This window comes from Delftia lacustris (assembly GCF_040267515.1).
GTDB classification, from domain to species: domain Bacteria; phylum Pseudomonadota; class Gammaproteobacteria; order Burkholderiales; family Burkholderiaceae_C; genus Comamonas; species Comamonas tsuruhatensis.
The window spans coordinates 6,123,431-6,149,177 of record NZ_CP141274.1; the positions used below are offsets into that span (position 1 = coordinate 6,123,431).

Sequence of the window (25,747 nt, forward strand, 5' to 3'; positions counted from 1 at the left end):
TCAGCGGCGATACCAGCCGCCGGGACGCTGGTACCAGCCGCGCGGCCCATGGTCCCAGCGGTGCGGGCGCCAGGCATAGCCGGGATGCGGCGGCGCCGCCCAATAACCAGGACGCCAGGCATAACGGCCGCCACCCCAGCCCCAGGAGCCGCCGATCCAGACATGAACCGGCGAGGGAGCGACCGGAATGACCTCGGTCTGCACCGGCGGCGGCGCCATGGGCGCATAGACCACCTCGCCCGAAGGACCTACGGGATAGGCAGGCGCCACCACGCAGCCGGTCAACGCCACCGCAGCGGCAGCCAGGACCAGGGCCGGAACCAGGCGACGGCCCGGCGTTTGAATGAATACAGGCTTCACGATGCACTCCTGGCCGCGCTTAGTACGGCCATGCAGATACAACGAAAAAGCCCCTGCCGGTTGTTGACAGGGGCTTGTGAAGCCTGGGTAAAGATCAAGTCTGGCTGTACGTGGGGTTGAGACGGGCCCTACATCCAAGGGTTCAAGACGCGCACTCCATGAACTTGGAACGGCTCGAAGTCCTTGATGTTGCGGGTGACCACGCACAAGCCATGCACCTTCGCCGTGGCCGCGATCAGGCTGTCGGCCAGCGGCTGCGGCGCAGGCACGTGGTAGGCCGCGTTTTCCATGGCCACCATCGCATCCACTGACAGTACACGCCCCTGAAAGGCCGTGAACACGCGCTCCACCAGCCAGCGGCGCAGCACCTGCCCGGCAATCGGGTCTTGCCGGGCTTTCAACTGCACGCCTTTCTCCAGCTCCATCAGCGTGATCGCGCTGATGAAAAGGGACTCGGCCGCGACCGATTGCGCCCAGGCCACAACGCCATCGTTCGCGCGGCCCGACGATGCCTTGCGCAGTTCGGAAACGACGTTGGAGTCCACCAGATACATCAGGACAGGTCCACGGCGCGCGGCAAATCCTTCGCGCGCTCAATGTCGAAATCGATATCGGCGGCCTCGGGCATGGCCAGCAATTGAAGAATGTTCCGGGTCTGCCCCGACAGTTCACGGAATTTCTCAATGCTCATCAGCACGTGGGCAGGTTGCCCCCGGTCCAGGATGTAGACCACGTCATCACCACTGGCCGCTTTCTTGGCAGCGGAAACATGCTGGTTGAATTCACGGCTGCTGAAGGTCGAAATCTGCATGACGCACCTCCGTCAAAGAAAATGCTTGTACGTTACTACATTCGCAAAAATGGAGTACCGGACAAGCATTTCTGATGGGGCTTCGGGAAGCGGAGCCCAGTCAATGACCGGGCCCCACTGGACAGGCTCCAGCGTGTCGAACCTGATCCTGAATCAGAGGTTCTGCGCGTTTTGCAGCGCGGCAATGCGCTCTTCGATCGGCGGGTGGGTCGAGAACAGCTTGCCGATGCCACCGGCAATGCCCATGGCGGCCACGCTCTTGGGCAGCTCGCCGGGGTGCATGCCGCCCAGGCGGGCCAGGGCGTTCATCATGGGCTGCTTGCGGCCCATGAGCTGGGCGGCACCCGCGTCGGCGCGGAATTCGCGCTGGCGCGAGAACCAGGCCACGATGATGGCGGCCAGGAAGCCCAGCACGATGTCCAGCACGATGGTGGTCACGTAGTAGCCGATGCCGGGGCCCGAGCTGCTTTCGTCGTTCTTGCGCAGGAAGCTGTCCACGGCATAGCCGATGACGCGCGACAGGAAGACCACGAAGGTGTTCATCACGCCCTGGATCAGGGTCATGGTCACCATGTCGCCATTGGCGATGTGGGCGACCTCGTGGCCGATCACGGCCTCCACCTCTTCGCGCGTCATGCCTTCCAGCAGGCCCGTGGACACGGCCACCAGGGCCGAGTTCTTGAAGGCGCCGGTGGCGAAGGCATTGGGCTCGCCCTCGTAGATGCCGACTTCGGGCATGCCGATGCCAGCACGGTCGGCGAAGCCGCGCACGGTGTTGACGATCCAGGCCTCATCGGCGTTGCGCGGCTCGTTGATCACGTGCACGCCCGAGCTCCACTTGGCCAGCGGCTTGGAGATCAGCAGCGAGATGATGGCGCCGCCAAAGCCCATGATGAAGGCGAAGCCCAGCAGGGCCCCGAGGTTCAGGCCATTGGAGGTCAGGAAGCGGTTGACGCCCAGCAGGCTGGCGACGATGCCCAGCACCACCACGACGGCGACGTTGGTCAATAGAAAAAGTGCGATGCGTTTCATCAGTGGGTTCTCCACAAAGTGGGGAAAGGGGTAAGGATCTGGGCCCTGCAGCGTTGAAAAGTGAGGGCCGCACCGGCTGTTTTCAAGCCGGGTCCTGCGCCGTTGTCATTCCTTGTTGTGATGCTTGTACGGAACGGGGCGCCCGGAACACGAGAGAGTCATCATAGAAGGAAAAGTTCTCGTTTTCGCGCCACCAGCCGGGCACGCCCAGCACCGGCAAGGGCGCAAAAGGCTTGGCCGCCAGCGTGTCCGGCTCCAGCCAGGCGCTGGCGGCCAGCCAGGCGTCGATATCCGCTGCGCCAGAAGCCGGCGTGACGCCTGCACCATCCGTGTGCACGCACAGCACATGGGCCGTGATGGGCTTGCGCGGCTGCACCAGCTTTTCCAGCAGCGCATGGCCTATGGGCAGCAGCCTGGCCTGGCGCCATAGTGCGCGCTGCTCCACGAAGAGCTGGTGCCAGCGCCGGTGGCGCAGCGCCTCGCACAGCGCGGCCGGCGCCAGCAGCAGGGCGCCGTTCTCGTCCAGCACGGTGACGGCATCGCGCAGCGGCCCGCGCTGCGCGCCCACGCCCGCCTGGGCAATGGCGCCGGCCTGCAGGGCATTGCAGCGCTGCTTGAGCGCGGGCCAGCGCAGCCAGATCAGGCCGTTGAAGAAGTCATGCAGGTTGTCGCGCGTGGGAATGCAGCGCGTCTCGAAGATGAATTGCTCGTAGGCCATGCCTTCGGGCAGGTCGTGCTGGGGCACAAAGCGCCAGGGCAGCGCCTGTGCGTCGGCCAGTGACTGCAGGGCCTGCCAGACCGGCCGGCCCTGCGCCACCCGCTGGCAGGCCGCCCTGCCCTGCGTTTGCAGCCCCTGCAGCCAGGGCGCATTCCAGTCGATGGGAAACGTCAATTGCCGGACGGCCTGGACTGCGCCTTGGCCAGACGCTTGTCACGCACGGCCACGCGCGAGGTGCCCTCGTCGCGCATCTCGAAGGCCTGCGTGGCCGCCAGCAGCTTGGTGAGCGTGGCATAGCCGTAGTTGCGCGCATCGAACGAGGCCTTGTTGCCGATCTGCGCGCCCACGGCGCCCACATGGGCCCAGCCGCTTTCGTCCTGCGTGGCGTTGACGGCGCTGCGCAGCATGTTCAGCAGGCGCGTGTCCTGGCGCAGCTCCTGCGAAGGAACGCGCAGGCAGGGGCGCTGCGGCTCGGGAGCAGACAAGGAGGCAGGTGCCTGCTCGGCCTGGGCCGGCGCGCGTTCCTTGCCGGCACCGTTGGGCGGCTGGGGCGCGGCGGCGGCCGATGCAGCCACGGGCGGCACCGCCGCCTGGCCTGCCTCATGCGCGGCGTCCTGGCCATTGCCGTTGGCTGGCGCCGCCTCGCCCAGCGCTTCCAGGTACAGGAAGCGCGAGCAGGCATTGACGAAGGGCTGGGGTGTCTGCGCCATGCCGAAGCCGTAGACGGCCGCGCCCTTGGAGCGCAGGTGCATCACCAGCGGGGTGAAGTCGGCGTCGGAGGAGACGATGCCGAAGGCGTCGGGCCGCTCGGTGTAGAGCAGCTCCATGGCGTCCACGGTCATCGCCATGTCGGTGGCGTTCTTGTGCTTGGAGTAGTCGAACTGCTGCATGGGCCGCAGTGCGAAATCGAGCAGCTTGCGCTGCCAGCCGCTGAGCGAATGCTTGGTCCAGTTGCCGTAGGCGCGGCGGATGTCGATGACGCCGAAGGTCGACAGCTCGGTCAGGATCTCGTCGATCATCTCGGCCGGCGCGTTGTCGGCGTCGATCAGCAGGGCGATGCGCGGTTGCGGCTCAGGCATGGCAATCCTCTGGCGGGTGGCAGTCCCGCCAGCTTAAACCAGCTTCCAGGGCAGGGCTTCGCCGGAGCGCAGCGGCTTCAGTTGCGCCTCGCCGAAGGCGAAGCTGTCCGGCGGCGTCCAGCTCTCGCGCACCAGGGTGATCTTGCCGGTGTTGCGCGGCAGGCTGTAGAAGTCCGGGCCGTTGAAGCTGGCGAAGGCTTCGAGCTTGTCCAGCGCGCCGGCATTGTCGAAGGCCTCGGCATACATCTCGATGGCGGCATGGGCGCTGTAGCAGCCCGCGCAGCCCGTGGCGTGTTCCTTGAGATGGGCCGCGTGCGGCGCGCTGTCCGTGCCCAGGAAGAACTTGGGCAGGCCGCTGGTGGCCGCCTCCACCAGTGCCAGGCGGTGCGTCTCGCGCTTGAGCACGGGCAGGCAGTAGTAGTGGGGACGGATGCCGCCCGTAAAGATGGCATTGCGGTTGAACAGCAGATGCTGGGGCGTGATGGTGGCGCCCACGAAACGGTCGGCCTCGGTCACGTACTGGGCGGCTTCGCGCGTGGTGATGTGCTCGAAGACGATCTTGAGTTCGGGGAAGTCGCGGCGCAGCGGGATGAGGTGCTGGTCGATGAAGGCGGCCTCGCGGTCGAACAGGTCGATGTCGCTGCTGGTGACTTCGCCGTGCACCAGCAGCAGCAGGCCTTCGCGCTGCATGGCTTCCAAAGTGGGGTAGATCTTGCGCAGGTCGGTGACGCCGTGGTCGCTGTTGGTGGTGGCGCCAGCCGGGTAGAGCTTGCAGGCCACGACGCCGGCCGCCTTGGCGCGCACGATTTCCTCGGGCGGCAGGTTGTCGGTGAGGTACAGCGTCATCAGCGGCTCGAAGGCCATGCCCTCGGGCACGGCCGAGAGGATGCGCTGCTTGTACTCCAGCGCCTGCTCGGCGGTGGTCACCGGCGGCTTGAGGTTGGGCATGATGATGGCGCGCGCAAACTGCGCGGCCGTATGCGGCACCACGCTGCGCATGGCTTCGCCATCGCGCACGTGCAGGTGCCAGTCATCGGGACGGGTGATCGTGAGGGAGTCGGTGGAGGCGGTCATGGTGCGCTATTGTCCCATTGCCGGGCCGGCTGCGGCCGCGCGCCCCAGGCCGGCAAGATCGACCAGCGTCAGCCGCCCATAGGCGGCCTGCAGCAGGCCGCGCTGCTCCAGCAGGCGCAGCTCCTTGTTGATGGTCTGGCGCGAGACCGACAGCATGGCGGCCAGGTCGCTCTGCGAGATGCGCAGCACCACGCCCTGCCCGTCGGGCGCGGGCTGGCCATGCGTGGGGGCCAGCCGCGCCAGCAGCTCGGCCACGCGGTTGTCGATGTTGCTGAAGGCGTGGCGCTGCTGGACGACGATCAGCTCGTGCATGCGTGCCAGCACCAGCAGGCAGATGTCCTTCCACAGCAGCGGATGGGCATCGAGCAGGGCCAAGAAGGACTCGCCGGGGATCTCCACCAGCACGGTGGGCTGGTGAGCGTGGTAGTCGTAGACGAATTGCGTGTGCTCCAGCAGCCGCGCCAGGCCCACGATGTCGCCCGCGCTGTGCATGGACAGCACGAAGCGCGAGCCCGTGGCGTCCACGCCGCCCACTTCCACGCAGCCCGAAGCCACCACCAGCACCTCGCGCCGCTTGGGGTCGGCGGCGCGCACCTGCTGGTGGCGCTCGTAGCGGCCCAGGCGGGACAGCGCCGTCAGCTCATCGAGCACCTCGGGCGGCCAGTTGCGCAGCATGCGGCACAGGCCCAGGGCGCGGCGGATCAGCGCCGAAGGGTCGGCCACGGGAGCAGGCTTGGAGCGCATGGTTCTCTCACGATGTCGAAGGCCCCGGGTTAGTCCGGTGCCCATGTACCGCCATTTGTCAATGGCTTGACAGAGTGCATCCCCTGTCGCTCGGGATAGTAGCAAGCAAGCCACCGGGCAAAGCATCCGGGGCGCTACCAAGGAGACAAGTTCGTGAAGCACAAGCATTGGCTGGCCGCCGGCGGCATGGCGGCCCTGGGCACGTCCGCGTGGGCCCAGGGCAGCGTGGAGATGTTCGGCATCGTCGACGTCCACATCAACAGCGCAAGGTCGGGCGCCACGCGCCTGAGCCGGCTGGAGGACGGGGGCAGCGCGGCATCGCGCATCGGCTTTCGCGGCAGCGAGGACCTGGGCGGCGGCCTGCGTGCCCAGTTCATGCTGGAGGCCGGCGTGGCGCCGGACACGGGCCAGGGCACCATTCCCGGCCCGGGCCTGGCCTTCACGCGCCAGGCCTGGGTGGGGCTGAACAGCGGCTGGGGCGCGGTGGAGATGGGCCGCATGTACACGCCCATGTTCGGCGCGCTGTTCCGCGCCGATCCGCTGGGCATGAACGCGCTGTTTTCCTCGCTGAACCTGGTGTCGGCCACCGATGCCCAGGCCGGCCTGCGGCCGTTTGCGGCACGGGCCAACAACCTGGTGCGCTACCGCACGTCGGCAGGCCAGCCCTGGCTGGCGGACCTGGCCTATTCCTTTGGCGAAGCGGCTTCGCCGAACAGCAGCAACGGCCGCCTCTACGGCGCCACGCTGGGCTGGAACCAGAAGCCCTGGTTCCTGGCCTACAGCTTCCAGAAGTCCGTGGAAGGCAGCGCCGCCGCACCCGTGGCCGCGCCCGCCACCAGCCAGTACCAGGCACTGTCGGCCAGCTGGGAAGCCCTGAATGGGCTGCGCCTGACGGGCAACTACGTCATCAACCGCGTGGACCGCGCCGGCACACCCAAGGCGAAGCTGGCGCAGCTGGGCGCCGATTGGAGCGTGGATGCGCGCTCCAAGCTGCTGGTCTCGGTGGCGCGGCGCGAGGTGGGCGGCACGGACCGCGCCCAGAACACCTGGACGCTGGGCTACGACTACGCGCTGAGCAAGCGCACCGTGCTCTACGCGCGCTGGCTGCAGCTGGGCAACGCGGCCAATGCCTCGGCCGCCATTGCCAACGTGCCGGTGGCCGCCCACAGCGGCGACGGCGTGCGGTCCCTGGCGCTGGGTGTGCGCCACAACTTCTGAGGGACACCCATGACCGACAGCCATTGCTTCGACACTTCCCGGCTCGACGCGCTGTTCGCGCCGCGCTCCATCGCCGTGGTCGGCGCCTCGGACCAGGCCAGCAAGATCGGCGGCATTCCGCTGGACTACCTGCTGCGCTTCGGCTACGGCGGCGCGCTGTATGCGGTGAACCCGCGCGCCAGCCGCGTGCAGGGCCTGCCCGCGCACGAGCGGCTGGCCGCCATCGGCGCGCCGGTGGACCTGGCCATCGTCGCCGTGCCGCAGTCGCAGGTGGCCGGCGTGCTGGAGGATGCGGCCGCCGCGCGCGTGCAGTCCATGGTGCTGTTTTCCTCGGGCTATGCCGAGACCGGCTCCGACGGCACGGCCGCCCAGCAGGCGCTGGCGCGGCGCGCGCAGGAGGCGGGCATACGCCTCATCGGCCCGAACTGCCTGGGCTTCATGCGCCCCGGCCACCAGGTCTACGCCACGTTCTCGCCCGCGCCGGGCGGCGGGCTGGTGCGGCCCGGGCGCATCGGCATGGTCAGCCAGTCGGGCGCCTTCGGGGCCTATGCCTACAGCCTGGCGCGCGAGCGCGGGCTGGGCCTGTCGCTGTGGGCCACCACGGGCAACGAGGCCGATGTGCAGCTGGCCGATGGCCTGGCCTGGCTGGCCCAGGACCCCGAGACCGACGTGATCATGGCCTACATGGAAGGCTGCCGCGACGGCCCCCGGCTGCGCGCGGCCCTGGCCCTGGCGCAGGAGCGCGGCAAGCCCGTGGTCATGTGCAAGGTGGGCACCAGCGCCCTGGGCGCGGCCGCCGCCGCATCGCACACGGCCTCGCTGGCGGGCAACGATGCCGTCTATGACGCGGTGTTCCGCCGCTACGGTGTGCTGCGCGCGCATTCCATCACCGACTTCTTCGCGCTGGCGGCCAGCGCCTCCATCGCGCAGGCCCCCAAGGGGCGGTCCATCGGACTGTTCACGGTCTCGGGCGGCGTGGGCGCCATGATGGCCGACGACGCCAGCGCAGCCGGCCTGGACGTGGCACCGCTGTCCGACGCGGCCCAGCGCCAGCTGCGCGAATGGGTGCCGTTTGCCGCGCCGCGCAACCCCGTGGACATCACGGGCCAGGTCACCAACGACATGACGCTGCTGGAACGCAGCGCCCGCCTGATGCTGGCCGACCGGCAGTTCGACAGCTGGCTGGGCTTCTTCGCGGCAGGCGGCCTGTCCGACGCCTTCTGGCCCGTGCTGCAGAGCCTGGTGCAGACGCTGCGCACCCACCATCCCGACACCCTGCTGGCCGTCAGCACGCTGTGCCCGCCCGAGCGCCGCGATGCGCTGGAGGCGCTGGGCTGCCTGGTGTTCGCCGACCCGGGCGCAGCCATACGCTGCATTGGCGCGCTGGCCCGCCTGCATGAAACACCGCAGGCGCTGCCCGCGATGGCCGATGCAGGCAGCGCACTGCACCTGCCGGCGGACACGCTGTCGGAGCAGCGCAGCATGGCCCTGCTGGCCGAGGCCGGCGTGCCCGTGGTGCCGCACCGGCTGGTGCGCACGGCGGCCGAGGCAGCGCAGGCCGTGCAGGCCGCGCAGGAGATGGGCGGACGCATTGCCCTCAAGGTCTGCAGCGATGCCATCGCCCACAAATCCGACGTGGGCGGCGTGGCACTGAACCTGGCGGATGCGGCCGGCGCCCAGGCCGCCTTCGACCGCATCCTGGCCAATGCGCGCCAGGCCCGGCCCGATGCGCACATCGACGGCGCGCTGGCCGCCCCCATGGTGCAGGGCGGCGTGGAGTGCATCGCCGGCGTGCACCGCGACCCGGTGTTCGGCCCGGTGCTGATGTTCGGGCTGGGCGGCATCCATGCCGAGATCCTGCGCGATGTCTCGCTGCGCCTGCTGCCCATCACGCGCGACGACGCGCTGGCCATGGTGCGCGAGCTGCGGGCCTTTGCCGTGCTGGACGGCGCGCGCGGCCGCCCCCGCGTGGACCTGGACAGCATTGCCGACACGCTGTGCGCCCTGGCCGGCTTTGCGCAGCGCGCAGGCGCCACGCTGGAAAGCGCCGAGATCAACCCCCTGATCGCCCGCCCGCGCGAGGACGGCGGCTGCGTGGCCGTCGATGCGCTGGTCATCGGCAGGGAGGCTGCATGAAAGCCAATGCCCATTCCATCTCCCACCCGGAGGCCACCATGAACACACCCCTGCTGCGCACCGCCGCACTGACCTGCCTTGCCCTGGCCTGCAGCGCCGCGCCGGCCCAGGACGGCTATCCCGCCCGGCCCGTTCGCATCGTCGTGCAATACCAGGCAGGCGGCTCCACCGACACCGTGGCGCGCATCCTGGCCGAGGGCCTGACCAAGCGCCTGGGCCAGCCCGTGGTGGTGGACAACCGCAGCGGCGCGGGCGGCATCATCGGCACCGAGCATGTGGCCAAGAGCGTGCCCGACGGCCACACCCTGCTGCTGACCGTGCCCGGGCCCATCACGGCCAACCTGGTGCTCTACAAGAAGCTGCCCTACGACCCGCGCACAGAGCTGCGCATGGTCTCGGACGTGGTCTCGCCCTCCATGGTGATGGCCGTCAACCCGGCCGTGCCGGCCAGGGACTTCAAGGGCCTGGTCGAGGCCGTGCGCCAGTCGCCGGGCAAGTACGCCATGGGTTCCTGGGGGGCGGGCACGCAGCCGCACCAGGTCCAGGTCTTCATGGACAAGGCCTACGGCCTGCAGTCGCTGCACGTGGCCTACAAGGGCGAGGGGCCCATGTCCATCGACCTGATCAGCGGCGTGATCCAGATGACGCTGGGCTCGGCCGCCACGCTCAAGCCCTTCATCGACGCCGGCAAGCTGCGCGCCCTGGCCGTGGCCGGACCGCGCCGCAGCAAGGCCCTGCCCGATGTGCCCACCTTTGCCGAGCAGGGCTACCGCGAGCCCGTGTATGCCATCACGGGATCGATCTCGCTGATGGCGCCCGCGCGCACGCCCGACGCCATCGTCGAACGCCTGGGCCGCGAGGTCGCCGCCGTGATGCGCGAGCCCCAGGTGCGCCAGCGTGTCGAGGCGCTGGGCCTGGAGGCCCAGGGCAACAGCCCGGCCGAGGCCAGCGCCGCCTACGCCGCCTTCTTGCCCGTGGCGCTGGACCTGGCGCGCTCCACGGGCGTGACCCTCGACTGACCCCCCTCCTGCCCTGAAGAAAACAATGGACATGAACCCGACCCCTCCCTCCCTGCCCGAAGTCCGCCGCGCCCTGGCGCGCTCCATCGGCCTGGCCGCCTTTGTCTACGGCTATCCGCTGATAGAGACCTACCGCACCTGCCGCCTGCAGACCGATGCCGGCGCCGCACGCGCCACCGGTTTGGGCCTGGACATGCGCGGCGACTTCGACACGCTGCACCACAGCCAGCGCCCCTCCACCCATGAGGACCGCGACGTGGTCACGCCCGCCAACGACCTGCTGTACTCGCTGGCCTGGATCCACCTGGCCGACGGCCCGCGCCTGCTGACCGTGCCCTCCAGCGCCGCGCATCCGGGCCGCTATTTCGTGCTGGCCCTGTACGACGCCTATACCGAGAATTTCGAGAACCTGGGACCGCGCAACTGCGCGCCCGAAGGCGAGACCGTGGTCCTGGTCGGGCCGGGCGGCCAGGTGCCGGAACACCTGGCCGGCCACCGTCTGGTGCACTGCCCCAGCAACCTGGTCTGGCTGATCGGCCGCACCGTGGTGGGCGATGCGCCCGACTGGCCTGCAGCCCGCGCACTGCAGGCCGACATCCGGCTGGAGCCCGCGCCGGGCGTGCCGAAAGGAGGCCGCCCGGCCGCCGTCACGAACTGGGTCGGCCCGCCCGTGGACGCCATGGCGGCCGCCTTCGAGAACCAGGAGCCTGCGGCCGAGGTTGCGCCGCGCTTTTTCACCAACCTCTGCCATGCACTGGCCGAGGCGCCCGGACGCAAGGAGGACCAGGGACTGCTGGCCTGGTTCGGCCAGGCCGGCCTGGTGGCCAGCGCCCACATGGCGTGGGAGCAGCTGGAGGAGCCCGTGCGCGAAGGCCTGACCGAGGGCTTTGCCGACGGCGTGCGCACCGTGGCCGCCATGGGGCGCAACCGCCGTCCCCGTCCCTGGACCATGACGCCGTCCACCGGCCGCTACGGCAGCGAGTACCTCGGCCGCGCACGCACCGCCTACCTGGGCCTGGGCGCGCTGGCCACCAGCGAGGCCATCTACGCGGCCGCCCACCACGACGCAGGCCTGCAGCCGCTGGACGGCAGCCAGCGCTATGTGCTGCGCTTCGATGCCGCCGACATGCCGCCGGCCGACGCCTTCTGGTCCGTCACGCTGTACGACGCCGACCGCTTTCTCTACGGCAACGAGATCGGCCGCCACTCCATCGGCGACCGCACGCCGGGATTGCTGCGCGAGGCCGACGGCAGCCTGCAGATCGACCTGGGCCATGCCCGGCCGGCACAGGGCGCAGCCAACTGGCTGCCCACGCCGCACGGGCGCTTCTACCTCATCCTGCGCATGTACCACCCGCAGGCAGGCGCGCACCAATGGCCTGTTCCGCCCCTGCAGCCCGTGGCCGCATGAGACACGCCATGGACCTGAGCACCCTGGCCGAAGAGGCCGTCATCCACACCTGCCCGCTGTACGAGATGCGCCGCATGCGCGCGGCCACCTCGCCCCGGCGCAATGCGGCCGGCGAGGCTGCGCCCGCACCGCTGCGCTGGTGCAACCAGTTCGTGCATGCGCGCCAGCTGCTGCGCGCCGGCACCAGCCGCGTGGTCACGCCCAACAACGACACGCTCTACACCAACGCCTGGCTGGACCTGGGCGCCGGGCCGCTGGTGATCGACGTGCCCGACACGGCGGGCCGCTACTACGTGCTGGGCCTGCTGGACTTCTTCACCAACCCCTTCGCCCACCTGGGCCAGCGCCTGACGGGCACGGCTGCGCGCTCCTTCCTGGTCACGCCGCCCGGCTGGCAGGGGGCGCTGCCGCCACCGTTCGATGCGCCCGGCGCACACATTGCCGCGCCCACGCCCTGGCTGTGGGTGATAGGCCGCATCCTGGTCGATGGCGAGCACGACCTGCCCGCCGTGCACGCGCTGCAGGACGGCTTTGCGGTGCGCCCGCTGGCCGACTGGCAGGCGGGCACGCCCTCGCAGGCCCGCGCCTTCGACCCGGACTGCGATCCCCAGGCCCCGCCAAATGCCGAGCACTATGCAGCCCAGGTGAATGCCGCCTTGCGCGACAACCCGCCGCCGGCGGGGCATGCCGCACGGGTCGCGCGCTTTGCGGCCGTGGGCCTGGGCGCCGGGCTGGGCGCACCCGATGCGCAACAGCAAGCCGCACTGCAGCGCGCACTGGACAGCGTGCTGCCCCGGCTGCGCGCGGCCAGCACGGGCCGGCGCCTGGACTCGGGCTGGGAACTCCCCGCCCTGGTCGAAGGCAGTTTTGGCGACGACTTCCAGGCCCGCGCCGAGATTGCGCTCAAGTACATCGGCATGCTGGAAAGCCGCGAGGCCATCTACCCGCTGGCCTGGCATGACGCCCGGGGCCAGCCCCTGCACGGCAGCCGCCGCTACCGGCTGCGCTTTGCCCCAGGCGCGCTGCCGCCCGTGCAGGCCTTCTGGTCCCTGACCCTCTACGGCGCCCACGACTGCATGCTGGTGGACAACCCCATCGACCGCCATGCCATCGGCGACCGCACGCCGGGCCTGCGCCCCGACGCTGATGGCGATGACGATGGCGATGGCGGGTTGACTATCCACATCAGCCACGCGCCGCCGGCCAGCGAAGACCACCGCGCCAACTGGCTGCCCGCGCCGCGCGAAGGCTTTTACCTGTGCCTGCGCGCCTACATGCCACGGCCCGAACTGCTGGACGGCCGCTACGCCCTGCCCCCCATCGAACCAGACCCGGAGACCCCATGAACGCCAGAGACGACGACAAGCCCTTCTTGCTGGTGGGCACCGGCAGCGAAACCGTGGCGCCGGGCCTGCACATACTGCGCGGCCAGGGCCAGTCCTTCGTGGCCGAGACCGACGCGGGCCTGGTGGTGATCGACGCCGGCCCCGGCGGCAAGGTCAGCCAGGACATGATCGCCAGCCTGCGCCAGCTCAGCGATGCGCCCGTGCATGCGCTGTGCTACAGCCACGGCCACATCGGCTACAACGCGGGCGTGCCCGCCTGGCTGGAGCATGCGGCCGCGCGCGGAGAGCCTGTGCCGCGCCTCATCGCGCACCGCAACCTGCCGCGCCGCCAGGCGCGCTACCGCGAGACCCGGGCGCTGCAGCACCGCATGGCCGAGATCCAGTTCAACCGCAGCGCGGGCTTTTTCGAGCACCGGCTGGACATGCACGAGCCCACCGAAACCTTCGACACGCGGCTGGAGATAGGCAGCGGGGACAGCCGCATCGAGCTGTTCTGGGCGCCGTCCGAGACCGACGACGCCATCGCGCTGTGGAGCCCCGGCCAGCGCGTGCTGTACGGCGGCGCGGCGCTGCTGGACTCCATCCCCAACATCGGCACGCCGTTTCGCACGCTGCGCGACACCGTGCGCTGGGCCGACACGCTGCAGGCCATGGCCGCGCTGCGCCCGCTCAAGGCCGTGCGCGAGTTCGGTCCCGTGATCGAGGGCGAGCAGGCCGTGCAGCAGGTGCTGCTGCACACCGCACAGGCGCTGCGCTGGCTGCGCGCCGAAGTCGTGCGCCTGATGAACGAGGGCCTGAACGAGCAGCAGGTGCTCGCGGCCATGGACTATCCGCAGGAACTGTTCGGCGTGGAGTGGATGAAGCCCACCTATGGCGACCCCAGCTACATCGTGCGCGACATCTACCGTTCGGAAAACGGCTGGTGGGACCGCAACCCGACCACGCTGCACCCGGCCCCGCCCGAGGCTGCGGGCGCTGCCATTGCCCAGGCCATCACCGACAAGCCCGGCCTGGTGGCCAGCGCCCAGGCGCTGGCCGACGCGGGCCAGTGGCAGTTGGCCCTGCATGTGATCGACGTGCTGGCCACGGCGGCCGGCGACGCGCCCGAGATCGGCCAGGCCCGCAACCTCAAGGCCGCCTGGCTGCGCGAGCGTGCGCGCGAGGTGGACAGCTATGTCTCGCGCAACCTCTACCGCGTGGGGGCCGACATTATCGAGCAGGGCACGCAGGCGCGCCTGGGGCTGCGCTGACGGGGCCGCGCACAGGCAAGGCGACTCAAGGCGACACAAGGAGACAAGTGCATGAAGACGATGAAGAAGCACGGCATGGCCCTGGCACTGCTGCTGGCCATGGCCTGCACGGGCCACGCCCAGCCGGCGCAGGATGCCGGCAACTACCCCGCCCGCCCCGTCACGCTGATCGTGCCCACGGCCGCCGCCGGCGGCACGGACACCATCGCGCGGGTGTTTGCCGAAGGCCTGACCCGGCTGCTCAGGCAGCCCTTCGTGGTGGACAACCGGCCTGGCGCCAACGGCCTGGTCGGCGTGGAGCAGGCCGCGCGCAGTGCGCCGGACGGCTACCGGCTGCTGTTCACCTACACGGCGTCCATGGCCGTGAATCCCAGCCTCTACCGCAAGGTGCCCTATGACCCGGTGAAGGACTTCACGCCCATTGCGCAGATAGGGCGCGCCGGCAATCTGCTGCTGGTCTCGCGCGATCTGCCCGTGCATTCGCTCAAGGAGTTCGTGGCCTATGCAAGCGCACGGCCCGGCCAGCTCAGCTACTGCTCCTGGGGCCAGGGCTCGGGCGGGCACCTGACCATGGAATTCCTGCTCAAGCAGGCCGGCCTGCAGATGCAGCATGTGCCCTACAAGGGCAGCAGCCCCTGCGTGCAGGGCCTGCTGGGCGGGCAGGTGCAAGCGGCGTTTGCGGACACCTCTTCCACCGTGGAGCTGGTGCGTGCGGGCCGCGTGCGCGCCATTGCGCACAGCGGCGACAAGCGCATTCCCAGCCAGCCGGACCTGCCCAGCCTGACCGAGGCGGGCTACCCGTTCCACAACTATTCCTGGTACGGCGTCTTCGCGCCCGCCAAAACGCCGCAGCCCATCGTGGACAAGCTCAACGCCGCCATCAACCAGTTGCTGCAGGACCCGGCCACGGCCAAAAAGCTGGGCGAGCTCAACCTGACCGACCTGCCCCGGACCACGCCCGCGCAATTCGCCGACACGCTGCGCCAGGACCTGGCGGACTGGGGGCGGCTGGTGCGCGAGGTGGGTGTGCAGTTGGACTAGCAGCTCACTCGGCCACGATGCCCGTCCTGCGCACCACCTCGCCAAAGCGCTTGAGGCGCTCGGACATCATGGCCTCGAAGGCGGCGGGGCTCATTTCCTCGGGCGGGGTCACACCCCGGTCCTGCAGGCTAGACGCCATGGCCGGCGCCGTGGCGGCCTGGCGCACGGCCTTGAAGAGGGCCTGCACCACGGGCGCGGGCGTGCCGGCCGGCGCGGCCAGGCCGGTCCATGAGCTCATGTTCAGCTGCGGGTAGCCCACCTCGGCCAGAGTGGGCACATCGGGCAGCTGCGCCACGCGCTGCTCGGAGGCCACGGCCAGTGCACGGACCTTGCCTGCCTGGATGTGGGGCAGCATGGAGATGAGGTTGTCCAGGAACACCTGCACCTCGCCCGCCAGCACCGAGGTGACCAGCAGCGTGCCGCCCCGGTAGGGAACATGGGTGATGTCCAGGCCCGCATCGGCCTTGAACATCTCCATGTTGAGCTGGCCCATGCTGCCCGTGCCGCCGCTGCCGTAGTTGAGCTGGCCAGGGTGCTTTTTGGCATAGGCGATGAACTCCGCAAAGCTGCGGATGGGCAGGCTGGCGGGCACGACCAGCACATTGGGCAGGCGGCCCAGGATGGCGATGTTCTCGAAATCCTTGATGGGGTCGTAGCCCACCTTGGGCTGGGTCAGAGGATTGGCCAGGTGGCTGCTCTGCGAGGACACGACCAGGGTGTAGCCGTCCGGCTTGGCGCGCGCCACGGCCAGCGCGGCCACCGAGCCGCCCGCGCCGGGCCGGTTCTCCACGACGATGGGCACGCCCAGGAAGCGTGCCATGGGCTCGGCATACTGGCGTGCCATGGCATCCACCGAACCGCCCGGTGGGAACGGCACGATGAAGCTGATCTGGCGCGTGGGGTAGCCGGTGGCCTTGCCTTCGGCGGCCAGCGCCGCAAGCGGCGCCAGCATCCCCAGGCCCAGCCCCGCGCCAAGGACACGGCGGCGGGAAGGGTGGCTGGCAGCCTGGCGGGCGATAGGGGTCATGCTCATGTCTCCTCCTTATGGAAATACGTCGGCTGCGTCCGGCCATCCGGGGCGCCCTGGGGGCGCCCTGGGCGTGCCCTGCTTACTCGGCCACGATATGGGCCTTGCGCACCACCTCGCCGAAGAGCTTCAGGCGCTCGGCCATCATCTTCTCGAACGCGGCAGGGCTCATCTCCTCGGGCGCGACCACGCCGCGCTCCTTGAGGCTGGCCACCATGGCAGGCGCGGTGGCGGCCTGGCGCACGGCCTTGTGCAGCGTCTGCACGATGGCGTCGGGCGTGCCCGCAGGCGCCGCGATGCCGGTCCAGGAACTCATGTTGAGCTGGGGATAGCCGACCTCGGCCATGGTGGGCACGTCGGGCAGCATGGGCAGGCGCTGCTCCGAGGCCACGACCAGGGCGCGCACCTTGCCCGACTGCACATGGGGCAGCATGAAGACCAGGTTGTCGAGGATGAACTGCACCTCGTTGCCGATGGCCGCCGTGACCAGCGGCGAGCCGCCGCGGTAGGGAATGTGGGTGGCGAAGATGCCCGTGGCGGCCTTGAGCATTTCCACGTTGAGCTGGCCCATGCTGCCGATGCCGGCGCTGCCGTAGTTGACCTGGCCGGGACGCTTTTTCACGTACTCGATGAACTCCTGGAAGTTCTTCACGGGCAGGCTGGAGTGCACCATCAGCGCATTGGGCTGGCGGCCCAGGATGGCGATGTTCTCGAAGTCCTTGATGGGGTCGTAGCCGATCTTGGGCTGGGTCAGCGGATTGGCCAGGTGGCTGCTTTGCGAGGACACGACCAGGGTGTAGCCGTCCGGCTTGGCGCGCGACACGTACTGCGTGGCGACCGAGCCGCCCGCGCCGGGACGGTTCTCCACCACGATGGGCACGCCCAGGATGCGCGACAGGGGCTCGGCGTACTGGCGGCCCATGATGTCCACCGAGCCGCCGGGCGGAAACGGCACGACCAGCGTGATCGGGCGCGAGGGGTACTTGTCATCGGCGCGTGCGGCCAGCGGCGCCAGCGCGGACAGGCCCGCCAGGCCAAGGCCTGCGCCCAGCAGCTTGCGGCGGGTGGGGAAGGATGCATTCACGGACAGGTTTTTCATGGGTATCAGCGGAGTCAAGGATGGTCGAAGATGGCGAGGGCCACGGCCTGGGCGCGCGGCACGAAGGTGGCCAGCTCGCAGTACTCGCGCTCGGTATGGGGATGGCCGCCCACGGGGCCGGTGGCGCACAGCGTGGGCACGCCCACCGAGGCCGTGAGGCCGCTGTCGGCCGCGCCGCCCGTGAACTCGCCCTGCACGTCGAAGCCCAGCGACTGCGCGCCGCGACGGTACAGCTGCAGCAGCGCATCGGGCGTGGGCGCCATGGGCAGGGTGCGGCGCACGGCGGTGACGCGGCCCTGGGTGCGGGGCACGGATTCTTCCTCCACGATGGCGCGGATGCGCTCCATCAGCGCATCGGGATCGGTCTGGGCCGTGTAGCGCACATCGAGCTCGGCCTTGGCATGGGGCGCCACCATGTTCGGCACGATGCCGCCCTGCAGCACGCCCACATTGGTGGTCGTGCCCGTGGCGGGATCGGTCAGCGCATGCAGGGCCAGCAGCTTGCGCGCCATGGCTTCCAGCGCGCTGGCGCCGGCCGCGTGGTTGATGCCGGCGTGGGCGGCCACGCCCTGCACCTCGAACTCCACGGCCATCGATCCCTTGCGGCTGGTCACCAGGTTGCCGCTGACGCGGCCCGGCTCGGCGTTGAAGACGGCGCGCGCACCGCGCACCGTATCCATGATGGTCTGGCGCGTGGCGGGCGAGCCGATCTCCTCGTCGCACGAGAAGAACAGCTTGAGCGGCGCGCCCAGGCCGCCGCAGCGCGCAAAGGCCTCGGCCACGAAGACGTTGAGCACCAGGCCCGACTTCATGTCGGCCACGCCGGGACCGTAGGCCCGGCCTTCTTCCACGCGGAAGGGGCGGCGCGCCACGGTGCCGGCCGGAAAGACCGTGTCCATGTGGCCCATCAGATAGATGGGCGCGCCCTCGCCGGGCCCGGGCACGTCGGCATGCAGCAGCACGCCGTAGCCGGGAACGTCCTCGAAGCGCACGGCCACGCCGGCCGCCTCCAGCCGCTCGCGCAGGGCCTGGGCCACGGCCAGGATGCCGGCTTCATCGCGGCTGCCGCTGTCGATATCGACAATCCTGTGCAACAGATCTTGCATGGCCTGCTGCTGGCCGCCCAGCCAGTCCAGCAGTCTCGCGCGCTGCTGCACGCGGCTTTGTTCGAGGGTATCGTGCATGGTGGAATCTCCAGAGTGCATGCAGTGTTGCACGCGACCCCCTATTTTGCAACACACGTTGCATATACAAGAAAAACATGAAATCACCATTGCAAAAAGCCGCGCTGCTGCTGCCGCAGCGCCTGGCGCAGCAGGGCGCGGAACTGACGGCCAGCGAGCAGACGCTGGCCCAGACCCTGGGCAGCGACTACCCGCATGCGCTGCTGGAATCGGCCACCGCCCTGGCAGCGCGCACAGGCACCAGCGCCTCGACCGTGGTGCGCCTGTTCGCCAAGCTCGGCTATGCCAGCTATGCCGAGGCCCAGCGCGAGGCGCGCGGCGAGGTGACGGCGCTGCTGCAGACGGCTGCCCAGCGCGCGCCCGTGCTGCTGGGCGCGCAGCGCAGCCTGAGCGAGTGCGTGGACGATGCACTGCTGCACGACCAGCACAACATCCAGTCCACGCGCGAGGGGCTGGACATGGCGGCCTTCGAGGCCATGGCCCGGCAGCTCGCGCAGGACGAGGGCCGGGTGTTCGTGCTGGCGCAGCTCAACAGCTCGCCGGTTTCCGCCTGGCTGGCCCTGCACCTGAACATGTGCCGCCCCGGCGTGCAGCAGCTGGATGCAGGCGCCATCGCACCGGCCGACCAGCTGCTGTGGGTAGGCCCCACCGACACGCTGCTGGCCTTCAGCGTGAGCCAGTATTCACGCGGCACCTACGAGGTGGCGCAGCGATTTTCGGAAGCCGGCGCCCGGGTGCTGGCCATCACCGACAGCCCCACGGCTCCCCTGGCCACCGTGGCCCACCACTGGCTGCAGGTGCGCACGGCCAATGCCTCGCCCTTTCACTCCTACACGGCCGCCTTCTACCTGTGCAATGCCCTGGTCTCGGCCGTGGCCCAGTTGCGCCATGCCGATGTGTCCGAGGCGCTGGCCCGGCGCGACGCGCTGTGGAGGGAGTTCAACCACCAGCTGATCAGGACGCCCGAGCCGCGCGGGCCGGCTCGCGCCGCGCGCAAGCCACCCGCGCGCAGGTCTTCTACATAGACCAGTAGTACTTGAAGCTCAGCGTGGCCTCGCGATCCACGCCGCGGAAGATGCCTGCGAAGTACTTGCGGTTGAACAGGTTGTTGATGTTCAGCGCGATGCGGTACTGCGGCGTCTCGTAGGCCAGCGCCAGGTCGGCCAGCGTGGCGGAGTCGTTGATGTTCAGCGTGCCGTCCGCCGCCACGTTGTAGGGAGAGCGACCCTTGTAGCGCAGGCCGCCGGCCACCATCAGGCCCGGCACCGCGCGCGGGCGGTAGTCCAGCCACAGGCTGGCCATGTGGCGTGTGGTCTGTATGGTCTGGCGGCCGATTTCGGCGGGCCGGTTGCTCTGCGTGGTGCGCGGGTCCAGGTAGGTGTAGCTGGCCAGCGCGTTCAGCTCGCGCGTGAGCGCGAAGCGGCCTTCCAGCTCCAGCCCCGTGGAGCGCACCTCGCCCGTCTGGATGCTGAAGCGCGGGTGGTCGGGGTCCAGCGTGGTGACGTTGGTCTGGCGCAGGTCGAAGACCGAGGCCGTGATCAGCGAGGTGCTTCCCGGAGGCTGGTACTTCACGCCCGCCTCGTACTGCTTGCCGCGCCGGGGCTCGAACGGATTGCCGTCGTACTGCAGGCCCGTGACCGGATCGAAGGAGGTCGCATAGCTCGCATAGGGCGCCCAGCCGCTGTCGAACAGGTAGAGCAGGCCCGCGCTGCCGGTGGTGGCGCTGTCGCTCATGCGCGGCTGGGTGCTGCTGTTCTGCGTGGTGCGCGCCTGGTCATGGCGCAGGCTGAGATTGGCCACCCAGCGGTCCCACTTGAACTGGTTGAGCGTGTAGATGCCGGTCTGGCGCAGGTCCGTGCGGCTGTCCTCCAGCTCTGGATAGGCGATGGACTGGCCATAGGCGGGGTCGAGCATGTCCAGGTCGGGCACATCCCAGCCAAAGCCCAGGCCGCCGCGCTCCCTGTACTTCACATGGTCCATGCCGAAGGCCAGCCGGTGCTGCAGCCCGCCCCATCGCAGGTCCTTGTGCAGGCGGGTGTCCAGCGCCAGCGTGCGGCCCTTGGTGCGCTGGGCCAGGCTGGCGCGCGAGACGCTTCGGCCGTCGGCCAGCACGTCCATGGCGTAGATATGGCGGTAATCGATGTCGATGGTGGAGTAGCGCAGGTTCTGCGTGAGCTGCCAGCCGCTGTCGGTCTGGTGCGAGAACTCGTAGCCCAGCGATCGCGTGTCGCGGTCGAAGCGGTCGAAGGACGGGTCGCCGGCCGTCAGGTGCGCAGGCAGGTCCTTGATCTGCGGGTAGGTGAACAGGCTGGGCCACCAGGACTTGGGCGTGCCGCGCTCGCGCGAGTAGCTGCCCAGCACGGTCAGGTGGGTGCGGCCGGAGAGGTTCCAGCGCAGCGAGGGCGCGATGGAGATGCGGTCATCGCGCGAGCCCACGGTGCGTCCGTCGCTGTCACGCGCCTTGAGGTTGAGCCGGTACAGCAGGTCGCCCGAGGCATCCAGCGCGCCGCCCAGATCGGCCGTGGCCTGGGCGCGCTGGTAGCGGCCATAGGACAGGCCCACGCTGTTCACATGGTCGGCCTCGGGTTTCTTGGAGACCACGTTGATCACGCCGCCCGGCCGCCCCTGGCCAAAGAGCACGGAGGCCGGGCCCTTGATGACCTCGATGCTGTCCAGCTCGTCGATCTCGTCGTTCCACGAACCATAGGTGCCGGCCGAGAACTGCCGCAGGCCGTCCTTGTAGTAGGAGCTGCCATCGCTGAAACCCCGGATGATGGCGCCCGTCATGCGCAGGTCCGCGCCCGTGACTTCGGTGGACACGCCGGCCGTGTACGACAGGGCCTGCTCGATGCTCTTGGGCGCCTGGTTCTGCAGCTGTTCCTGGGTGACGATGGAGATGGAGCGCGGCGTCTCGATCAGCGGCGTGTCCAGCTTGGTGCTGGCGCTCCTGCCGCTGCCCACGTAGCTGCCCGGCGCGGCCATGCGCTGCGATGTCACGTTGACCGTGGACAGCGTGGTGCCCGCCGACGCCTGCGGCGCAGGCTCAGGCGCAGGCGCCTTTCGCAGCGTGAACGTGCCCTGCTCGGTGCTGTGCGCGGTCACGCCGGTGCCGGCCAACAGCCGGTCCATGGCCTCCTGCGGCGTGAAGCTGCCCCGGAGGGCCGGCGCCTGGCGGCCGACCAGCACGGCTTCGTCGTACAGCACCTGGAACTGGGTCTGGCGGCCAAAGGCGCGCAGCGCGTTGATCAGCGGCTGGGCCGGCTGGTCAAAGGCCAGCCGCTGTCCGGATGACGGCATCGGTGAAGAGGCGGCCGGCTGCTGAAGCTGTTGCGCACGGGCGGACGGCGCGGCGCCCATGCCGGCCACGGCACCGGCCACCAGCCACGCCAGCAGGCGCGGACTGGCCTGCGGGCCGGCGCCCTGCTCCTTCATGTTCCTGCGTCGGGCATGTGTGCCCCTGCCTGCGAATTCCCTGCCTGCTGCTTCTTGCGCTCTCATTGCCTCTCCGTTGCTGTGCCGTTGCACGGGCACGCGACGGGCAGGCCGCAGGCAGCCGTCGCGGGCGATCAGGAACCGCGCCGGACAAGCCATGCCAGCCCACCCGCGCATGCGCGTCAGGTGTTGCGGCCGTTGGCTGGGGCGTGAGGGACGAGCGCCCTCGGTGGTCCTTGGCTGGCAGCCGTGCGGGCCTGGAAAATCCACGCCCCTGCCCCTATAGAAGCCAAAACCGGTGCAAAGCTGGAACCTGGGGTTGGTCATCAGATTGAAACAAATTGTTTCCAAACCTTCGATTCATCCCCGCACGATCAGCCAACCTCCGCCGCTGCGAGGCTGCACGCGTACCGCAATCAAGGCCGGCAGCGCGCGCACAAAGCGCTCGGGCGCGGCCGTGGCCAGCAGGCCCGAGACACGCAGGCGGCCCAGCGACTCGTCGCCCAGCTCCACGGGCGCACCCAGATAGCGCGACAGCTCCTGCGCCACCTCCGCCAGCGGCGTGCCGCTGAAGCGCACCTGGCCCGTGCGCCAGTCGCCCACGCTGTCCGCATCGGCCACCACGGTGCTGTGCCGGCCGGCGCCGTCCACAGCCACGCCCGCGCCTGCCGCCAGCAGCAGGACATCGCCCCCAGCCCGGTCACGCTCGGGCCGCAGCTGCACCTTGCCCTCCAGCACCTTCACCACCAGCCGCGGCGGCCCGGCGCGCACATTGAACGCGGTGCCCACCACCCGGACGCGGCTGGCGCCGGAGTCCACAGTGAAGGGCCTGTCCGGGCCGGGCGTGACCTCGAAGAAGGCCTCGCCCCGATCCAGCACCACCTCGCGGCGGCGCGGGTAGTAGCGCACCTGGAGTTCGCTGTCCACGTTGAGGGCCACGCGCGAGCCATCGGGCAGCTCGATGCTCTGCGTCTGCCCGGGCGCCGTGCGGGCCTGCAGCGTATAGCCTGGCGTGTGGTCCCAGCGGTACCAGCCACCCCAGGCCAGCAGCGAGACCACCGCCAGCACGGACAGGGCCGCCGCAGGGCGGCCGGGCCAGCGGGCAAGAACGCGCTGGCGCGGCGGCGCGGCCGCTGGTGCAGCGCAGACGGCAGGCGCGGCGGGCGGCACCGCTGCGCCGAACTCATCGGGAAACAATTCCCTGAGCTGTGGCGCGCCATGCCAGTGGCGCGACATGCCTTCGAAGATGCTGCGGTGCAGCGGGTGGGCGCCCAGCCACGCATCCAGCGCGCGCTCATCGGCGCCCGTCCAGTCCGGCTGCTGGCGGCGCACGAACCAGTCGGCCGCCCTGTCATGCAGCCCCACCAGCTCCTGCGGCGAAACGCCCGGGGGAAGTTCGTTGCTCATCGTGTGTTCTCTGCGGCGCCCGGCCGCTGCTCGTCTGCGCGCAGCAGGGCACGCATTTGCTCGGCGCTGGCGTAGCGTACGCGGATCTCGCAATAGGACAGTGCCCGGCTCAGGTGGCGCGAGACCATGCGCACGGTGATGTCCATGCGCTCGGCCGTCTGCTCCAGCGTCAGTTCCTGCACGCGGTGCAGCACGAAGGCCTGGCGCTGGCGCTCGGGCAGCTCGTTCAGGGCATCGCGCAGCCGGGCCAGGCGCTGGCGGCGCTCATCGTCCAGCGCATGGTCGGCTCCGTCGCGGGCCGGCAGGGCCTCGACCTCGTCGCGGCAATCCTCCACGGACACCAGCCGCACACCGGCCTGCTGCGGCGCCGTGCGGTGCGCGAAGGCCGCCACGCTGCGCACGACCTGATGCAGATAGGGCCGCTCTTCGTCCACGGGCAGGCGCTTGTCGGCCGACAGCATGCGCACGAAGACTTCCTGGGAGGCATCCTCGATATCGGCCGGGCTCTTGAAGTACCGCGCCAGCATGCGCTGCAGCGGCTTGCGCCAGCGGGTGTAGAGACTGCGGGAATGGCCACCGGGCTCTCCCGGGGCGTCGTCGCGCTTCATGGCAGGCATGGCACGGCGGACGTGGAAGTTGTCCGGTGGCGGGGAAATGGGGGCGGGATCTGGAGCACGGTGCAAACAGCTGAGCCGGCGATTGTATCGAGAACGATTCTCATCATCGTCTCGCCGCGGCCACAAAAAAAAGGGGCGCCGAAGCGCCCCTTGATTGCCGTGCCCGCAAGGGCCGCACCGGTTCAGTGCTGCAGGATCTTGTTGAGGAATTCCTTGGTCCGGGGCTGGCGCGCTTCCGGGTTGCCGAAGAATTCGTCCTTGGAGCAGTCCTCCAGGATCTTGCCGCCCACGTCCATGAAGATCACGCGGCTGGCCACCTTGCGCGCAAAGCCCATTTCGTGGGTCACGCACATCATGGTCATGCCTTCGTTGGCCAGGCCGATCATCACGTCCAGCACTTCGCCGACCATTTCGGGGTCCAGCGCGGAGGTGGGTTCGTCGAACAGCATCACGATGGGGTCCATGGACAGCGCGCGCGCAATGGCCACGCGCTGCTGCTGGCCGCCCGACAGCTGGCCCGGGAACTTGTCCTTGTGCGCCGTCAGGCCCACGCGGTCCAGCATCTTGAGGCCGCGCTTCCTGGCGTCGTCCGCGCTGCGGCCCAGCACCTTGACCTGGGCAATGGTCAGGTTCTCGGTCACCGACAGGTGCGGGAACAGCTCGAAGTGCTGGAACACCATGCCCACGCGGCTGCGCAGCTTGGGCAGGTTGGTCTTGGGATCGTGCACGGCCACGCCGTCCACGAAGATCTCGCCCTTCTGGAAGGGCTCCAGCGCGTTGATGGTCTTGATCAGCGTGGACTTGCCCGAGCCCGACGGGCCGCAGACCACCACGACCTCACCCTTCTGGATGTTGGTGGAGCAGTCGGTCAGCACTTGAAAGCTGCCGTACCACTTGGAAACGTTCTTGAGTTCAATCATTGGTTCACTCCGACTCGTGTCAGTTGTCCATCGCCGCGCCGACAAGGGGCGCGGTCATGGGGGCGGGACGGCCAGCAAGTGCCGCCCCGCAGCCAAGGCCGTCGTCCCCCTTCAAGGGGGAAGGCGCGAAGCGACTCAGGGGGTGGTGTGTCATCGAATGATGGCAATCTTTTTGTGCAGGCGCTTCACTGCCCAGGACAGCGAATAGCACAGCACGAAGTAGGTCACGCCAGCGGCCAGATAGGATTCGATGGGACGGCCGTAGTTCTTGCCGGCCACTTCGAAGCCCTTGAGCATGTCGTAGGCACCGATGGCATAGACCAGCGAGGTGTCCTGGAACAGGATGATGGTCTGCGTCAGCAGCACGGGCAGCATGTTGCGGAAGGCCTGGGGCAGCACCACGAGGCGCATGTTCTGCCCATAGGTCATGCCCATGGCCTGGCCCGCGAAGACCTGGCCGCGCGGAATGGACTGGATGCCCGCGCGCATGATCTCGCTGAAGTAGGCCGCCTCGAAGGCGATGAAGGTGATGATGGCCGAGACCTCGGCGCCGATGGGCCGACCGATGATCAGCGGCATCAGCAGGAAGAACCACAGGATCACCATCACCAGCGGCACGGAGCGCATGCCGTTGACGTAGAGCGTGGCGGGCACATCGAGCCATTTCTTGCCCGACAGGCGCATCAGCGCCAGCAGCGTGCCGAAGAGCACACCGCCGATGGTGGCGATGACGGTCAGCGTCAGGCTGAAGTACAGGCCCTTCAGCACGAAGTTGCTGAACAGGTCCCAGGTGAAGAACGACCAGTCGATTTGCAGGTTCAT

The 25,747-nt window shown here is 69.4% G+C and carries 24 protein-coding genes; 8 read left to right on the forward strand and 16 right to left on the reverse strand.

What is annotated here, in order from left to right; all coding sequences use genetic code 11:
• From U6958_RS29455 to U6958_RS29490, 8 genes are all read right to left on the reverse strand, one after another.
• The gene (locus U6958_RS29455) at positions 1–360 is read right to left on the reverse strand and encodes a YXWGXW repeat-containing protein (protein WP_026062496.1); all 360 of its coding nucleotides are present in this window, start codon (positions 358–360) and stop codon (positions 1–3) included.
• Between the two features lie 128 nt (positions 361–488).
• Positions 489–914 carry a type II toxin-antitoxin system VapC family toxin gene (locus U6958_RS29460; protein ID WP_074920466.1) on the reverse strand — a complete coding sequence of 142 codons (426 nt, stop codon included), beginning with the start codon at positions 912–914 and terminating at the stop codon, positions 489–491.
• On the reverse strand, positions 914–1,171 hold the full coding sequence (locus U6958_RS29465) for a type II toxin-antitoxin system Phd/YefM family antitoxin (protein WP_016450294.1): 258 nt from the start codon (positions 1,169–1,171) through the stop codon (positions 914–916). Before U6958_RS29465 ends, U6958_RS29460 begins: the two co-directional genes overlap by 1 nt.
• A 153-nt stretch (positions 1,172–1,324) precedes the next feature.
• Positions 1,325–2,203 carry a protease HtpX gene (gene htpX / locus U6958_RS29470; RefSeq protein ID WP_013804154.1) on the reverse strand — a complete coding sequence of 293 codons (879 nt, stop codon included), beginning with the start codon at positions 2,201–2,203 and terminating at the stop codon, positions 1,325–1,327.
• An 82-nt stretch (positions 2,204–2,285) separates the two neighbouring features.
• Positions 2,286–3,095: a DUF3025 domain-containing protein gene (locus tag U6958_RS29475; protein ID WP_016451780.1), complete on the reverse strand. Its 810-nt coding sequence runs from the start codon at positions 3,093–3,095 to the stop codon at positions 2,286–2,288.
• Positions 3,092–4,000 (reverse strand): NYN domain-containing protein, encoded by a 909-nt coding sequence (locus U6958_RS29480; protein WP_016451781.1) that lies wholly within the window; start codon positions 3,998–4,000, stop codon positions 3,092–3,094. Before U6958_RS29480 ends, U6958_RS29475 begins: the two co-directional genes overlap by 4 nt.
• A gap of 33 nt (positions 4,001–4,033) precedes the next feature.
• Entirely contained in the window at positions 4,034–5,074 is a 1,041-nt protein-coding gene (gene pyrC / locus U6958_RS29485) for a dihydroorotase (RefSeq protein WP_074920469.1), read from the reverse strand.
• A gap of 6 nt (positions 5,075–5,080) precedes the next feature.
• Entirely contained in the window at positions 5,081–5,818 is a 738-nt protein-coding gene (locus U6958_RS29490; RefSeq protein ID WP_016451782.1) for a Crp/Fnr family transcriptional regulator, read from the reverse strand.
• Positions 5,819–5,971: 153 nt separating this feature from the next.
• Between U6958_RS29490 and U6958_RS29495 the strand changes: the two genes are divergently transcribed.
• From U6958_RS29495 to U6958_RS29525, 7 genes are read left to right on the forward strand one after another with little or no spacing between them, the layout of a single operon-like run.
• Positions 5,972–7,036 (forward strand): porin, encoded by a 1,065-nt coding sequence (locus U6958_RS29495; protein ID WP_074920472.1) that lies wholly within the window; start codon positions 5,972–5,974, stop codon positions 7,034–7,036.
• Positions 7,037–7,045: 9 nt separating this feature from the next.
• Positions 7,046–9,172, forward strand: coding sequence for an acetate--CoA ligase family protein (locus U6958_RS29500; RefSeq protein WP_074920474.1), 2,127 nt, complete (start codon positions 7,046–7,048; stop codon positions 9,170–9,172).
• Positions 9,169–10,191, forward strand: coding sequence for a tripartite tricarboxylate transporter substrate binding protein (locus U6958_RS29505; RefSeq protein ID WP_074920475.1), 1,023 nt, complete (start codon positions 9,169–9,171; stop codon positions 10,189–10,191). Before U6958_RS29500 ends, U6958_RS29505 begins: the two co-directional genes overlap by 4 nt.
• Before the next feature lie 25 nt (positions 10,192–10,216).
• Complete coding sequence (locus U6958_RS29510; RefSeq protein WP_046242134.1) at positions 10,217–11,602, forward strand: DUF1254 domain-containing protein; 1,386 nt, start codon at positions 10,217–10,219, stop codon at positions 11,600–11,602.
• 8 nt (positions 11,603–11,610) lie between these two features.
• Positions 11,611–12,948, forward strand: coding sequence for a DUF1254 domain-containing protein (locus tag U6958_RS29515; protein WP_074920476.1), 1,338 nt, complete (start codon positions 11,611–11,613; stop codon positions 12,946–12,948).
• Positions 12,945–14,198 carry an alkyl sulfatase dimerization domain-containing protein gene (locus U6958_RS29520; RefSeq protein ID WP_074920477.1) on the forward strand — a complete coding sequence of 418 codons (1,254 nt, stop codon included), beginning with the start codon at positions 12,945–12,947 and terminating at the stop codon, positions 14,196–14,198. The genes U6958_RS29515 and U6958_RS29520 overlap by 4 nt, the downstream gene beginning before the upstream one ends.
• A gap of 51 nt (positions 14,199–14,249) precedes the next feature.
• Entirely contained in the window at positions 14,250–15,239 is a 990-nt protein-coding gene (locus tag U6958_RS29525) for a tripartite tricarboxylate transporter substrate binding protein (RefSeq protein WP_043819940.1), read from the forward strand.
• Between the two features lie 4 nt (positions 15,240–15,243).
• Here the strand turns inward: U6958_RS29525 and U6958_RS29530 are convergent, their stop codons facing one another.
• The 3 genes from U6958_RS29530 to U6958_RS29540 form a co-directional block, all read right to left on the reverse strand.
• Positions 15,244–16,272 (reverse strand): tripartite tricarboxylate transporter substrate binding protein, encoded by a 1,029-nt coding sequence (locus U6958_RS29530; protein WP_074920478.1) that lies wholly within the window; start codon positions 16,270–16,272, stop codon positions 15,244–15,246.
• 76 nt (positions 16,273–16,348) lie between these two features.
• The gene (locus U6958_RS29535; RefSeq protein ID WP_016450281.1) at positions 16,349–17,365 is read right to left on the reverse strand and encodes a tripartite tricarboxylate transporter substrate binding protein; all 1,017 of its coding nucleotides are present in this window, start codon (positions 17,363–17,365) and stop codon (positions 16,349–16,351) included.
• 14 nt (positions 17,366–17,379) lie between these two features.
• Entirely contained in the window at positions 17,380–18,549 is a 1,170-nt protein-coding gene (locus U6958_RS29540; RefSeq protein WP_016451791.1) for a M20 family metallopeptidase, read from the reverse strand.
• Positions 18,550–18,626: 77 nt separating this feature from the next.
• On the opposite strand from U6958_RS29540, the gene U6958_RS29545 reads away from it, so the two are divergent.
• Positions 18,627–19,574: a MurR/RpiR family transcriptional regulator gene (locus tag U6958_RS29545; protein ID WP_016450279.1), complete on the forward strand. Its 948-nt coding sequence runs from the start codon at positions 18,627–18,629 to the stop codon at positions 19,572–19,574.
• On the opposite strand, the gene U6958_RS29550 is transcribed toward U6958_RS29545, so the two are convergent.
• From U6958_RS29550 to U6958_RS29570, 5 genes are all read right to left on the reverse strand, one after another.
• Entirely contained in the window at positions 19,567–21,981 is a 2,415-nt protein-coding gene (locus U6958_RS29550) for a TonB-dependent siderophore receptor (protein WP_047326182.1), read from the reverse strand. The two genes, U6958_RS29545 and U6958_RS29550, sit on opposite strands and share 8 nt — an antisense overlap.
• 360 nt (positions 21,982–22,341) lie before the next feature.
• On the reverse strand, positions 22,342–23,388 hold the full coding sequence (locus tag U6958_RS29555; protein ID WP_046987577.1) for a FecR domain-containing protein: 1,047 nt from the start codon (positions 23,386–23,388) through the stop codon (positions 22,342–22,344).
• Positions 23,385–23,996 carry an RNA polymerase sigma factor gene (locus U6958_RS29560; protein ID WP_224986090.1) on the reverse strand — a complete coding sequence of 204 codons (612 nt, stop codon included), beginning with the start codon at positions 23,994–23,996 and terminating at the stop codon, positions 23,385–23,387. Before U6958_RS29560 ends, U6958_RS29555 begins: the two co-directional genes overlap by 4 nt.
• Positions 23,997–24,187: 191 nt before the next feature.
• Positions 24,188–24,925 carry an amino acid ABC transporter ATP-binding protein gene (locus U6958_RS29565; protein WP_016450275.1) on the reverse strand — a complete coding sequence of 246 codons (738 nt, stop codon included), beginning with the start codon at positions 24,923–24,925 and terminating at the stop codon, positions 24,188–24,190.
• A 150-nt stretch (positions 24,926–25,075) separates the two neighbouring features.
• Positions 25,076–25,747 (reverse strand): amino acid ABC transporter permease, encoded by a 672-nt coding sequence (locus U6958_RS29570; protein WP_016450274.1) that lies wholly within the window; start codon positions 25,745–25,747, stop codon positions 25,076–25,078.